The sequence below is a fragment of the Calothrix sp. CCY 0018 genome, assembly GCF_963920925.1.
GTDB lineage: Bacteria > Cyanobacteriota > Cyanobacteriia > Cyanobacteriales > Nostocaceae > Rivularia.
Genome location: NZ_CAWUDI010000033.1, coordinates 61,317 through 74,654, shown reverse-complemented (window position 1 = coordinate 74,654; position 13,338 = coordinate 61,317). Strand labels below are relative to the sequence as shown.

The following is a 13,338-nucleotide window of genomic DNA, read 5'->3' as shown; positions in this document are numbered from 1 at the left end:
TAATTAACTATGCAAATACTTTCAAAACCTTCTAATAAATTAATCGGTATGGTAGCCACTGCTATTGTGGTGACGGCAGGAATTGCCTATTACGGAATCTCTCAAACTGGCTTGCTGACTCAATCAGAGACACCTGTAACAGAAGCGCCACCAGCGGTTAAAAAAGTCACCGCTTTGGGAAGGTTGGAACCACAGGGAGAAGTAATTAACTTATCCGCACCTTTAAATTTAGACGGTGACAGAGTTGCAAAACTATTAGTACAAGAAGGTGACAAAGTAAAAGCGGGAGATGCGATCGCAATTCTGGATTCTCAAAAACGATTGCAAGATGCTGTATTACAAGCAAAAGAACAGGTAAGGATGACAATCGCAAAATTAGCACAGGTAGCAGCAGGAGCAAAAAGCGGACAAATAGAAGCGCAACTCGCAACTATTGCAAAATTACAAGCTGAACAAACTACTCAAACAGCAGCACAACTCGCAACTATTGCGCGTTTAGAAGCTGAGAAAAAGACCGAAATCGTCGCACAGAAAGCAAGTATTGCCAAATTACAAGCAGAGGTTGATAATGCCAATACTGAATATCAACGTTATCAAAAGTTGTTTAATAATGGTGCCGTTTCTAATTCTTTACGAGATAGCAAACGCTTAACTTTACAAACCGCAAAAGAGCAATTTAACGAAGCACAAGCTAATCTTAACCGCATTCAATCATCACGACAGCAAGAGCTTTCCGAAGCACAAGCAAATCTCAATCGCATTCAATCATCGGGAAGCGAACAAATTAAAGAAGCACAAGCAACTTTAAATCAAATTACCGAAATTCGTCCAGTGGATATTCAAGCGGCGCAAACAGAAGTAGACAATGCTCAAGCTACCTTAAAACAAGCTCAAACCAACTTAGAACAAGCTTACATCCGCGCACCAATAGCGGGACAAATTCTCAAAATACATACGCGAGAAGGCGAAAAAATGGCTGATGCAGGTATTGCAGAATTAGGAAAAACTCAACAAATGATGGTAGTTGCAGAAGTATATCAAACCGATATAGAAAAAGTTAAGTTGGGACAAAAAGCGTTAATTACAGGACAAGCATTCTCAGATAAATTACAGGGAGAAGTTGCTCAAATTGGCTTACAAATTAACAAACAAAACGTTTTTAGCAATCAACCAGGAGAAAATTTAGATCGGCGAGTGGTTGACGTAAAAATTCTTCTCAATCCAGAAGATAGCAAGCGGGTAAAAGGTTTGACTAATTTACAAGTTCAGACGGAGATTGAATTATGATTTCAATTAATTTAATTTATAACGAATGTTTAATATAAGAATTTGTTGTTAGTAGATAGTGGATAGTTGTTAGTTGTTTATTTAATTATTTCACTAAAAAAATACATTCCTCACTGTTAATTGTTAATTGATTAAATCATGTTACGTAAATTATTTCGCCGCACACCCTTAGCGTGGCTGCAATTAAAAAAAGAGAAAACGCGGCTTGCAATTGCTTTATCAGGAATTGCTTTTGCCGATATGTTGATGTTTGTTCAGTTAGGGTTATCAGATGCACTCTTTGATAGCGCTACCAAACCCCATCAAACTTTACAAGCCGATTTAGTTTTAATTAATCCTCAGTTTCAAAGTTTATTTTCTGTGAAAAGTTTTTCTAGAGAAAGATTACAGCAAACTTTGGCATACGAAGGCGTAAAATCAGTTCGTCCTTTGTATATTAATACTGCCCAATGGCGCAACCCAGAAACTCACGTCGATCGCGCAATTTTAGTATGGGGCATCGATCCGGTAAATCCGCCTTTTGATTTTCCAGAAGTCAATAAAAATTTGGAACAATTAAAACAACTAGATAAGGTAATATTTGACAGTGCATCTCGTCCCGAATATGGTTCAATTCCAGATTTAATTACACAAAAAGGAGCTGTCGAAACTTTAGTAAACGAACAAAATATTCAAACCGTTGGTTTATTTAAAATGGGTACTTCCTTTGCAGCAGATGGAAATATAATTACCAGCGATTCTACATTTTTAAAACTATTTCCCAACCGCAAAGCAAATCAAATCGAAGTCGGTTTAATTAATTTGAATCCAGATGCAGACGTAGAAAAACTGCGATCGCAACTTCAAGCGAATATACCCAACGATGTCAAAGTACTAACACCCCAAGAATTTGCTCAAACAGAGAAAGACTACTGGGGAAATCAAGGTATTGGATTTATTTTTGGTATTGGTGTAGTAGTCGGTTTTATCGTCGGTATCGTAATCGTGTATCAAATACTTTACTCCGACGTATCCGAACATTTGCCAGAATACGCCACACTCAAAGCGATGGGATATAGCGACGGTTATTTAATGATGATGTTGATGCAAGAAGCCTTAATTCTCTCATTATTAGGATTTTTACCCGGTATGTTGCTTTCGATGGGGCTATATCAAATTACTTTCGCTGCGACTTTATTACCCATCGCCATGAAAATTAATAGAGCAGTTTTTGTACTAGTTTTAACTATTATTATGTGCAGTTTTTCGGGTGTAGTTGCAATGCGAAAACTCCAAAATGCAGACCCTGCCGATGTTTTTTAGATTAATACTCACCAAAAGCCCCACTTTCTAAGGGGGGTTGGGGGGATCGAAAATCTTGAAAGCCTTATTATCCTATTGAAGTTAAATCAAACAGTAAGTGAAATGAATAATAATTCCAATTCAACAAACATGATTTGCCATCTCGGTAGATTATCGGATACTATTTTTGCTTTAGCAATGGCGCTAATAATTTTCGGATTTGACTTCCCAAAATTCGCTGAATCAATCAGCAATAGCGAAATAAATGATTTCTTAGTTTCGCAATTAGGAACTTTAGGAAACTACTTAATTACATTTGCGATATTAGCTTTTTATTGGATAGATCATGTAAAGCAGTTTAGTTACTATCAAAAAACAAATGAAATACATCTTTGGCTCTACCTAGCTTATCTAATGTGCTTATTTATAATTCCTTATTCAAACGTTTTAATCGCGTATTTTCCTCAAAATGCAGTAATTCAAATCTCCTACAGCATTAATGTATTTTTAATCGGGTTCTTCTCATTTTTAAACTGGACTTACGCAACACATAAGCATCGTTTAGTAGACGAAAATTTAGATAAGACAACAATTAAATATATAAGGATAACATCATTAATCGAGCCAATCGTTGCTTTAATAACGATTGCTGTTGCATTTCTGAAACCAGCACTATGGGATATATCTTGGGCATCGGTAATAATTTTCTATATTTTGGCGGAAATATTTATTAAAAAATCTGTCGATACGAGGTTAACAGATGATTTGAATAATGATATGAAATCTGAAGCAATAAATTAATTCACGAGCTATTACAATGACGGAAGAATCAATTAATTTAATTAACAATCAAACCCGCGAAGCCTGGAATGCTACTGCTAAAGTGTGGGATGAAAGAATGGGCGATGAAGGTAACGACTTTTATCGGGTTTTAGTTCGTCCAGCGATAGAAAAATTATTGCAATTAAAACCGGGACAAAGAATATTAGATGTTGGTTGTGGTAACGGTTTAACTACTCGTAGACTAGCTAGTTTAGGTGCAAGGATGTTAGGAATAGACTTTGCATCAGAAATGATTAATAACGCTCGTAAAAGAACTAATTATAATCAAGAATTAATTGAATATCAAGTTTTAGACGCTACCGATGAAACAGCTTTATTAAAACTTTGTGAAAGCTCTTTTGATGCAGCAGTTTCTGCAATGGTATTAATGAATATGGCAGAAATTGAACCATTATTTAAAGCACTGACAAAGTTAGTTCGTCCCGGTGGCTGTTTTATTTTTGCTGTAATGCATCCCTGTTTCAACAGTATGCATACTAGTATGGCAGCGGAGTTAATAGAGAAAGAAAATCTAATTTATACTGAATATTCAGTCAAGGTTAAAGCCTATCTAAAACCTACCAAAGTACGCGGATTAGCATTAGAAAATCAACCACAACCACACACTTATTTTCATCGTCCTTTAAATATTTTGTTGAATACAGCCTTTAATGCTGGTTTTGTATTAGATGGTTTAGAAGAACCTACTTTTTTACCCGAATTAGCTGCTGAAAATATTGGTATTGGTTGGTCAAAATTTAGCGAAATTCCACCCGTGATTGTTGCGAGATTGCGACTTTTGTAAAAGTTTTACATTTAGATAAATCTGTAGTGCGAGCATCTTGCTCGCTGTATGTCTCAAGCGAGCAAGATGCTCGCACTACTTACTATAAAAAAAATTATGTCACCACAACCCGTTATCTCTGTACAAAATCTCAACCACTATTTCGGCGATAAAAATCTTCGCAAACAAGTATTATTTGATATCAACTTAAATATTCATGCTGGCAAAATTGTAATTTTAACTGGTCCATCTGGCTCCGGAAAAACAACTTTATTAACTTTAATGGGTGGTTTACGTTCGGCACAATCAGGTAGTTTGAAGATTTTAGAGCAACAAATCTGTGGAGCAAGCAAACAGCAATTAACCAAACTTCGTCAAAACATCGGCTACATTTTTCAAGCGCATAATCTGATGAGTTTCTTAACAGCGAAACAAAACGTACAGATGTCTTTAGAATTGCATGACAAATTTTTAGAGCAAGATATTGGTGCCAAAGCCAGAGCTATATTAGAACAAGTTGGATTAGGAAATCGAATGGATTATTACCCAGAAAAACTATCGGGAGGACAAAAACAGAGAGTAGCGATCGCTCGTGCTTTAGCAAGTAATCCTAAAATAGTTTTAGCCGACGAACCAACCGCTGCACTTGATAAGAAATCGGGAAGAGATGTAGTAGAAATAATGTATAAATTAGCGAAAGAACAAAGTTGTACAATTTTGCTTGTAACTCACGATAACCGTATTTTAGATATTGGTGACAGAATAATTTATATGGAAGACGGAAAATTAATTTGTGATGGGTTTGATGTTGCGATGAAGGTAAGTTGATTTTTTATAGGTAATTGGTAATTGGTAATTGGTAATATATCAACTTGCAGACGAAAAATTAATTAAACTAGAAAAAAGACGCGAAATCGGTGGATAATTTTATGGTTGAACAAATTTTAGTATCTGATGATAACTTCTATATCCCAGACGCTAACGAATTAGTTACCGAAGACGATACCCCTGTGGATAACTTTGCTTCCGAAAAACAACAACGGCTTTTAGTCAGTTCTCTTTACAGTTCTTTACAAAATCAAACTTTTTTAGCAGCAGCAAATGTCGGAATCTACCATATATCCAAACAACCTCCCATAGTTCCTGATGTCTTCCTCAGCTTCGATGTTCAAGTACCAGAAAACTGGTGGAAAAAAAACAACCGCTGTTATTTAATTTGGGAATTTGGTAAACCCCCAGAAGTTGTAATTGAAATTGTGTCGAATAAAATCGGCGATGAATTGCAGGGTAAACTTAAAACTTACGAACATATGCGAGTAAGTTATTACATAGTATATGACCCAACTCAACAATTAGGAGAAAAACAGCTTCGGATATACCAACTTATTGGAAGACGCTATCAAGAAACTTCGGATTGGTTAGAACATATTGAATTAGGCTTAACTTTATGGGAAGGAGAATTTGAAGGTAGGCAAGATACTTGGCTGCGCTGGTGTTACCAAGATGGTATAGTTTTACCGACAGGAGACGAACGCGCTCAAACTGCCGAACAGCAAACCCAAACCGCACAACAACAAGCCGAAGATGAAAAACAGCAAAAAGAACAAGCGCTTTCTCGTGCAGAGCTTTTAGCTGAAAAATTGCGCGAAATGGGTGTCAATCCAGATGATTTATAAAAACATTAATTTACTGCAACATATTTCTCAACAGCTTCCTTCCAAATCAAATAAGCTTTTCCGTTCAAATGTACGCCATCTGTCGTATATTTAACATCTAATTGATTTTCGGAATCTGCTAAATAAGAAAATACATCTATATATTGATAATGAAATTCTTTTGCTAATGCTTGCAATTTCAAATTGAATTTTATTACATTCTCATTGTCTTGCAAAAAATAAGTTAAATTATTGTTTACCGGCAAAACGCTTTGAATAAATACTTCTGTGTGGGGAATTTGTTTTTGCAATTCTTCTAAAATCATTTTATACTTACCCAATACTTCTTCTATTGATTTCTTTTCATTAACAAAATCATTAATCCCAACCATCAAAAAAATCTGCTTTGGCTTTGTCTGAATAATTACATCCAAACGATTCAATATTCTTCTTGTTGTATCGCCAGAAATTCCTCGATTAACGATATTAGTATTTCCTAATAACTCTACCCATTCGCCTTCATCGGTTAAACTATCCCCTAAAAAGAGAATAGAATCATTTGATTTAGGAAGTATTTCAAATTGACTCTTTTTATGTTTGTAATAAGAATTTATATTCAAATCGCTTTGAATATTTATCTTACCCATAGTCAAAACTTTACTTTTAAGATAATTAATTCCACCTTTCTTGAAAATCACTAAAACAACAAGCAGTAAAAATATAAAGTTTAAGCTTGTAGAAATTAGCAGCAATAGATTATTCAGATTGTAGTTCATTCTACTATTATTGACTGTAAAAAGATTAATAAAGAATCGTTTACGCATTTAAGAACACGCCAGTATTTCTAATTGTGGTATTACTATTAATTGCGATGAAAGCAATATATAGCTTGCATTTATTAGAATTTTACTGAGGTTAAACCATCTGTATTGTCATTATTGATAAACTTTTTAATTCGCAACCAAACCTGTTCTAAGAAATCCGGAGATTCAGTATCATACCATTCAATTTGAGCATCTTTTCTAAACCAAGTACGCTGACGCTTTGCAAATTGTCGTGTATGCAAAACAGTTAATTCCTTTGCCTCATCTAAAGATATATCTCCAGCTAAATATTGTTTGATTTCTTGATACCCCAAAGTATTGAGTAAAGGTAAATCCTTGCCATACTTCTGAGAAAGATACTCTACTTCCTCAACAAAACCATCTTTTACCATACTCTCCGTTCGCCGTGCAATACGATTTGTCAGGTGAGCAACATCGCAATCCAACCCAATTTGAAGAATCGGATAATCTGGTGGATTTTCTCCCTGTAGATTAGAAATAGGACTACCAGTAATATAAAATACCTCTAATGCTCTTAAAGTCCGTACCGAATCATGGCGATGAATTTTTTGTGCTGCAACAGAGTCAACTTGTTGTAACATAGCGTAGAGTTGGGTTTGACCTATTTGAGAAAGTTGCGATCGCAATTCGTTATTAGGTGCCACTCTAGGAATTTTCATTCCCCGCACGATTGATTTAATATACAGTCCAGTACCGCCGACTAGGAAGATGGGGAGATAGGGAGATGGTAAGCCACTCTCGTGGGTTGTCTCCCTCGGTTGAGAGAAGTGGCGCAACCCGAAGGGGGAGATAGGGGGAGAATCCAAAATCTTTTGTGCTTTTTGTTGATAGTCAGCAACCGTCATAGTGTCGGTTGGATTGCATATATCAATTAAATAATGAGGTACTAACTTTTGTTCTTTAATTGTGGGTTTTGCAGTACCGATGTTAAATTCTCGGTATACTTGGCGAGAATCAGCACTAATTATGATGGAATTACAGCGTTGAGCTAAAGCTAAAGCTAATCCAGATTTACCTGTTGCTGTCGCACCACAAATTACAATTAACTTAATCATTCGATTTTGGATTTTAGATTTTAGATTTTGGATTCTCTCCCTATCTCCCTATCTCCCTTGTCTCCCTGTTCCCTGCTCCCTACTTCCTAGTTTCTTAAGACATATAACCCAAACTTCAATCTAAAAACAAAAAGAAATAATTTTTAACTTTTAACATTTAATCTAAAATCTTTTATCTAATACTTTTTTCAGCCGTGGCTTTTCCACTGTCAAAGCCTTTATTTCCAGTTGTAGAGCGCACTTATCCCCAACTTGTAAAAGTAGAATTTTTGATAATTACCATTATTCTGACTGGGTATTGCCAGAGGGATAAATTTCACTTCTAATACCTCTATATTCCCCTGCAAGGCTTTTGTGTTAGAATCTGGGAGTGTTTTTGAGTTTTGAGTTTTTTTAGGCGACCTCAGCCCCAAGAATCAGGAGATTTTCATGACGAGCAGTTACAATGCCGAACAGATTCAAGTTCTGGAAGGTCTCGAACCCGTTCGTAAACGACCGGGGATGTACATCGGTACTACTGGTCCGAGAGGACTGCACCACTTGGTTTATGAGGTGGTGGATAATTCTATTGATGAAGCTTTGGCGGGTCACTGCACCCATATTGAGGTGGAACTCAACGCCGACGGTTCCTGTACTGTAACAGATGATGGTCGGGGTATTCCTACTGATGTACATACCAAAACCGGAAAATCGGCGTTGGAAACTGTGTTGACTGTATTGCACGCTGGTGGGAAGTTTGGTAGCGGCGGCTACAAAGTTTCTGGTGGATTGCACGGTGTAGGTGTTTCTGTAGTAAATGCCCTTTCGGAATGGCTGGAAGTTACTATCTGGCGAGACAATAAAGTACATACCCAACGTTACGAACGTGGTGCTGCGGTTACGGAGTTAAAAGTTGCTCCGAGTAAAGAAAACCGCACGGGAACCCGCGTTAGCTTCAAACCAGATGCACAAATTTTTACTACCGTTACTGAGTTTGACTACGATACTTTATCCAGCCGTTTGCGAGAGTTGGGATATCTGAATGCGGGTGTAAGAATTTCGTTTACAGATAACCGTTTGGAATTACTCAAAAGCAACACCCCGCGTGTTGAAATTTATGAATATAAGGGCGGAATTAAAGAATATGTAGCTTATATGAACGCTGACAAGCAATCGCTGCATGAAGAAATAATTTACGTCCAAGGCGAACGCAATAACGTCCAGGTGGAAGTGGCGTTGCAGTGGTGTGTTGACGCTTACTCGGATAGTTTGCTGGGTTTTGCCAACAACATCCGTACCGTTGATGGTGGTACGCACCTTGAAGGTTTAAAGACAGTTCTAACTCGGACTTTTAATAGCATTGCTCGCAAACGTAACAAGATTAAAGAAAATGAGTCTAACCTCAGCGGCGAACACGTGCGTGAAGGTTTGACGGCGGTAATTTCGGTCAAAGTACCCGATCCGGAATTTGAAGGACAAACTAAGACAAAATTGGGTAACACCGAAGTTCGAGGAATCGTTGATTCTTTTGTAGGGGAAGCTCTCGGTGAATATTTAGAATTTAATCCCAACGTTGTCGATACGATTTTAGATAAAGCAATTCAGGCATTCAAAGCCGCAGAAGCCGCTCGTCATGCGCGAGAATTGGTACGCCGTAAATCTGTGCTAGAGTCTTCACCATTACCCGGTAAGCTAGCAGATTGTTCTTCTCGCGATCCGGCTGAATCCGAAATATATTTGGTGGAAGGAGATTCTGCGGGTGGAAGTGCCAAACAAGGGCGCGACAGACGCTTTCAAGCGATTCTGCCTTTGCGCGGTAAAATTCTCAACATTGAGAAAACCGACGATAGCAAAATCTACAAAAATAATGAAATCCAATCTCTAATCACCGCACTAGGCTTGGGTGTTAAAGGTGAAGAATTTGATTCAACGCAGCTTCGATATCACCGCATCATCATCATGACAGATGCTGACGTAGACGGAGCGCACATCCGAACTTTATTATTAACTTTCTTTTACAGATATCAGAAAGCTTTAGTTCAAGAGGGTTTCATTTACATCGCTTGTCCGCCATTATACAAAGTAGAACGAGGGCGCAATCATTATTATTGCTATAGCGATCGCGAATTACAAAACTTGATTACCAACGAGATGCCCCAAAACGCTAAATACACCATCCAAAGATTTAAGGGTTTGGGTGAAATGATGGCTACTCAACTTTGGGATACCACCATGAATCCTGAAAGCCGAACTTTAAAAAGAGTAGAAATCGAAGACGCAGCAGAAGCCGACCGAATTTTTACAATTTTGATGGGCGATCGCGTTGCACCGAGACGCGAATTTATTGAAACTCACAGTTCCAAACTTGACATGACGGATTTGGATATCTAATATCTTTATCGGTTCAAATTTTAAATTATTTATTGTTATTGGCGATCGGTAAGTGACTTTAAGGAGACACAATTACCGATCGCTTTTTTTATAACTAGAAATTGGAGTAGCTGTCTGCTCTCGAATATATATCTTGGAATTACCGCTCTCTTGATTATTTCACTTTATCAAGTATAATTTATACTTCTATAAACCGGAAAATTACTATATGTAGTTTGATTGACTAAATCATTGTAATAACACAATGCAATTGATTCAAAGCAAATACTGATTAAACAAAAATGTAAATTTGTCAATCTTCCGGAAGAGGTAAGGTGAAAAATGAACAGAATATCCAGGATAGTAGCTTTATGATTTTTTGAAAATGTGTCAAAAGGTAAGTAAATGTTAAGTGTATATTACTGAGTTAAAATTCCTACAGGAGTATAATTATTTCTTCTGGAATTATAAATACGCGATTGTAAAGTATACTGTCTTTTACGCTTGTTACACGTTAGTGACCATTAGAGGCATTTGTTCTAAGTAAAGGCAACGATGCAATTAACTAACGAAGCGGTTTTTTCAACATTAAATGGAACTTTCTGCCGAACATGGTAATTGATAAAAGTATCTATGTATAAAGCTCCAACATTTTGTCAAGAATCTTAAGGCTGAAATTTGAATGGTGCGCTAAGGTGTAGTTATAAGCAAGTGGATTCAATTGAATGGTTTGCTTAGCTACAATGAGTAATTTTTGATGAGCGTCTATATTTTCAGCCAACAAATGTTAATAGAAGGTAAAAGTGTCGTTAATGACGATTTTGCCTTACCTCTACTCAAATTGGATAAAGGATAAAACAAAAATCGACGGTCGCGGTATCTACATCTAATTTTACGAGAGAATATAAACTACGCAATGCATTTAGGTAAAGTATTCATCAACATTAATCGCTTAAATTCAACCAGAATTGCCAACGGTAGGGTAATTCCCTCTGTATGTAATGTTGTATATGTAGACTTAGAACATAAATGTAACTGTATGAATGGTTCTTTTACATTGAGAATGTCAGTGTAATTTATTTCATTTTGGAAAAAAATTACACAATATGCCTACTAACTTCAATGTATTTTTGCTAAAACAGACCATTAATAAGTTTATAACTTTATGGATACCACAGTCAGGCATAGTGCAATTTCTGTGAAACAGGCTACAATCGGAACAGTCTTTCTGGAAAATCTTACCCAAGTCATATTACTTTATATATATGAGGGGGGTTGATGACCCGAAAGTTGAATTTTTCTAAAAACAAGTCGGAAATTTTAAGTAACGACATTGATCGTGGTGTTTACTTTTCACAACGCCGGAAGTTACCCGAATTAAAAGGACTTTAAAACAGGCAACGTGCTTTTTGTATAACTACAGAGTCGGCAGTTTGTTGTCTAAATTAAAGTAATTGACGGGCTGTATTTTGGTCGTACTTAAGTACAACCAATACAAAAACTTTCCATGTTTGTCGAAAAGTGGGCTATCGCCCTTTATGAAAAATAAAAACGTCTTTCTGACTGTCTAACAAACAGCAGCTTTGTACGGAAAAACACCACCACTAGTAATTGATTCTGCAAGGAGCATGAGGAACGCGGCATGAACCAGGCTAACAACGTACTCGAAAATATTTATCAACCTAACTTGGGAGTGATAAATCGGCCCGAGATGGAGTTAGAAATCTTAATCGATGATGACGAAGAAGAAGAAGAAGATTTAGTTAATGAAGGCGAAGAAGAAGAATTTGTAGGGCCTGGTGGATCTGCTGGCACAGCAAAGGCTGGAAAAGCTGCTAAAAGTCGTCGTCGGACACAAGCCAAGAAAAAGCATTACACCGAAGATTCAATTCGCCTGTATTTACAGGAAATCGGTAGAATTCGACTTCTACGAGCAGACGAAGAAATTGAATTAGCACGTAAAATTGCCGATCTGCTCGAATTAGAGAGAGTAGGCGACAGATTAGTGCAGCAGTTGGAACGCCAACCCCAAGAAAGCGAATGGGCCGAAGCGGTACAATTACCTTTGCAAAAATTCCGCTATCGCCTTCACGTCGGACGTAGGGCGAAAGACAAAATGGTTCAATCTAACCTGCGCCTTGTAGTTTCGATTGCTAAGAAATACATGAATCGCGGTTTATCTTTCCAGGATTTGATTCAGGAAGGTAGCCTTGGTTTGATTCGCGCTGCTGAAAAGTTTGACCACGAAAAAGGTTACAAGTTTTCAACCTACGCTACATGGTGGATTCGTCAGGCTATTACTCGTGCGATCGCCGATCAATCTCGGACGATTCGTCTACCAGTTCACCTTTACGAAACTATCTCCCGCATTAAGAAAACTACCAAGTTACTTTCTCAAGAAATGGGACGCAAACCCACCGAGGAAGAAATAGCTACTCGTATGGAGATGACTATTGAAAAGCTGAGATTTATTGCTAAATCTGCTCAGCTACCAATTTCTTTGGAAACTCCTATCGGTAAAGAAGAAGATTCCCGTTTGGGTGACTTTATCGAGTCCGATGGCGAAACACCTGAAGACCAAGTTTCTAAAAGTTTACTACGCGAAGACCTGGAAAAAGTTTTAGATAGTCTCAGCCCTCGCGAACGCGATGTTCTCAGATTGCGCTACGGCTTAGATGATGGTCGCATGAAAACTCTTGAAGAAATTGGACAAATTTTTAACGTAACTCGCGAACGTATTCGTCAAATTGAGGCAAAAGCACTTCGTAAGCTGCGTCACCCCAATCGTAATAGCGTTCTTAAAGAATATATCCGCTAGAAAATATTTACATGAAGTTACATGAAGTCGTTTGTCATTATTAACTAATAACAAACGATTACAAAAAGACCTGGGAGACAATTGATGCTCCCAGGTCTTTTTCTATTTATAAACTCATTTTAAAACCTTAATATCCGATAGTATTCAATGTTTTAAAATTTAATTTACAGAATGCCCCAGAAGTGTAAAAAGCCTTGACCAGAAAAAAGTTCGATTAAAGCAGCAGCCAAAAAACCAATCATTGCCAAACGACCATTCCAAATTTCTGCTTGAGGAGTAAATCCCCAGCGCCAGGCATTACGTTCTTCAACAGTTGCAATTGGTGTTTTTGTTAAGTCTGTCATGATTATTACTCTTAACTGAATTATGAATTATTTGTTACGTACAGCAACATTGTATAGATTTTTCTCTCATAATGCAACGTTTTTTTACAAATTTACCA

Annotated in this window: 11 protein-coding genes; 8 read left to right on the top strand and 3 right to left on the bottom strand. The window is 37.1% G+C overall.

The window, feature by feature from the left end; genetic code table 11:
- Positions 1–9 precede the first annotated feature (9 nt).
- From ACM03V_RS22645 to ACM03V_RS22620, 6 genes are all read left to right on the top strand, one after another.
- Positions 10–1,287, top strand: a complete 1,278-nt coding sequence (locus tag ACM03V_RS22645; protein ID WP_414623054.1) for an ABC exporter membrane fusion protein — start codon at positions 10–12, stop codon at positions 1,285–1,287.
- A 138-nt stretch (positions 1,288–1,425) separates the two neighbouring features.
- Complete coding sequence (gene devC, locus ACM03V_RS22640) at positions 1,426–2,589, top strand: ABC transporter permease DevC (protein ID WP_414623053.1); 1,164 nt, start codon at positions 1,426–1,428, stop codon at positions 2,587–2,589.
- 102 nt (positions 2,590–2,691) lie between these two features.
- A complete protein-coding gene (locus tag ACM03V_RS22635; RefSeq protein ID WP_414623052.1) occupies positions 2,692–3,369 on the top strand; it encodes a TMEM175 family protein in 678 nt (225 codons plus the stop codon).
- Between the two features lie 16 nt (positions 3,370–3,385).
- Positions 3,386–4,195, top strand: coding sequence for a class I SAM-dependent methyltransferase (locus tag ACM03V_RS22630; RefSeq protein WP_414623051.1), 810 nt, complete (start codon positions 3,386–3,388; stop codon positions 4,193–4,195).
- A gap of 96 nt (positions 4,196–4,291) precedes the next feature.
- A complete protein-coding gene (locus ACM03V_RS22625; RefSeq protein ID WP_414623050.1) occupies positions 4,292–5,002 on the top strand; it encodes a DevA family ABC transporter ATP-binding protein in 711 nt (236 codons plus the stop codon).
- Positions 5,003–5,103: 101 nt separating this feature from the next.
- A complete protein-coding gene (locus ACM03V_RS22620; protein WP_414623049.1) occupies positions 5,104–5,850 on the top strand; it encodes a Uma2 family endonuclease in 747 nt (248 codons plus the stop codon).
- Between the two features lie 5 nt (positions 5,851–5,855).
- Here the strand turns inward: ACM03V_RS22620 and ACM03V_RS22615 are convergent, their stop codons facing one another.
- On the bottom strand, positions 5,856–6,605 hold the full coding sequence (locus tag ACM03V_RS22615) for a GDSL-type esterase/lipase family protein (RefSeq protein ID WP_414623048.1): 750 nt from the start codon (positions 6,603–6,605) through the stop codon (positions 5,856–5,858).
- A gap of 122 nt (positions 6,606–6,727) precedes the next feature.
- A complete protein-coding gene (gene miaA / locus ACM03V_RS22610) occupies positions 6,728–7,729 on the bottom strand; it encodes a tRNA (adenosine(37)-N6)-dimethylallyltransferase MiaA (protein WP_414623047.1) in 1,002 nt (333 codons plus the stop codon).
- A 429-nt stretch (positions 7,730–8,158) separates the two neighbouring features.
- Here miaA and gyrB point away from each other — a divergent pair, with 429 nt between their 5' ends.
- Positions 8,159–10,099: a DNA topoisomerase (ATP-hydrolyzing) subunit B gene (gene gyrB, locus ACM03V_RS22605; RefSeq protein WP_414623046.1), complete on the top strand. Its 1,941-nt coding sequence runs from the start codon at positions 8,159–8,161 to the stop codon at positions 10,097–10,099.
- A 1,621-nt stretch (positions 10,100–11,720) separates the two neighbouring features.
- On the top strand, positions 11,721–12,896 hold the full coding sequence (rpoD, locus tag ACM03V_RS22600; protein WP_414623045.1) for an RNA polymerase sigma factor RpoD: 1,176 nt from the start codon (positions 11,721–11,723) through the stop codon (positions 12,894–12,896).
- Between the two features lie 164 nt (positions 12,897–13,060).
- Here the strand turns inward: rpoD and ACM03V_RS22595 are convergent, their stop codons facing one another.
- The gene (locus ACM03V_RS22595; protein ID WP_414623044.1) at positions 13,061–13,240 is read right to left on the bottom strand and encodes a chlorophyll a/b-binding protein; all 180 of its coding nucleotides are present in this window, start codon (positions 13,238–13,240) and stop codon (positions 13,061–13,063) included.
- Positions 13,241–13,338: the final 98 nt, after the last annotated feature.

Coding starts and splice junctions, on each gene's coding strand:
- ACM03V_RS22615 (WP_414623048.1), bottom strand. CDS start 6,605: ATGAACTACAATCTGAATAATCTATTGCTGCTAATTTCTACAAGCTTA.
- ACM03V_RS22620 (WP_414623049.1), top strand. CDS start 5,104: ATGGTTGAACAAATTTTAGTATCTGATGATAACTTCTATATCCCAGAC.
- ACM03V_RS22630 (WP_414623051.1), top strand. CDS start 3,386: ATGACGGAAGAATCAATTAATTTAATTAACAATCAAACCCGCGAAGCC.
- ACM03V_RS22635 (WP_414623052.1), top strand. CDS start 2,692: ATGAATAATAATTCCAATTCAACAAACATGATTTGCCATCTCGGTAGA.
- rpoD (WP_414623045.1), top strand. CDS start 11,721: ATGAACCAGGCTAACAACGTACTCGAAAATATTTATCAACCTAACTTG.
- ACM03V_RS22625 (WP_414623050.1), top strand. CDS start 4,292: ATGTCACCACAACCCGTTATCTCTGTACAAAATCTCAACCACTATTTC.
- gyrB (WP_414623046.1), top strand. CDS start 8,159: ATGACGAGCAGTTACAATGCCGAACAGATTCAAGTTCTGGAAGGTCTC.
- devC (WP_414623053.1), top strand. CDS start 1,426: ATGTTACGTAAATTATTTCGCCGCACACCCTTAGCGTGGCTGCAATTA.
- ACM03V_RS22645 (WP_414623054.1), top strand. CDS start 10: ATGCAAATACTTTCAAAACCTTCTAATAAATTAATCGGTATGGTAGCC.
- ACM03V_RS22595 (WP_414623044.1), bottom strand. CDS start 13,240: ATGACAGACTTAACAAAAACACCAATTGCAACTGTTGAAGAACGTAAT.
- miaA (WP_414623047.1), bottom strand. CDS start 7,729: ATGATTAAGTTAATTGTAATTTGTGGTGCGACAGCAACAGGTAAATCT.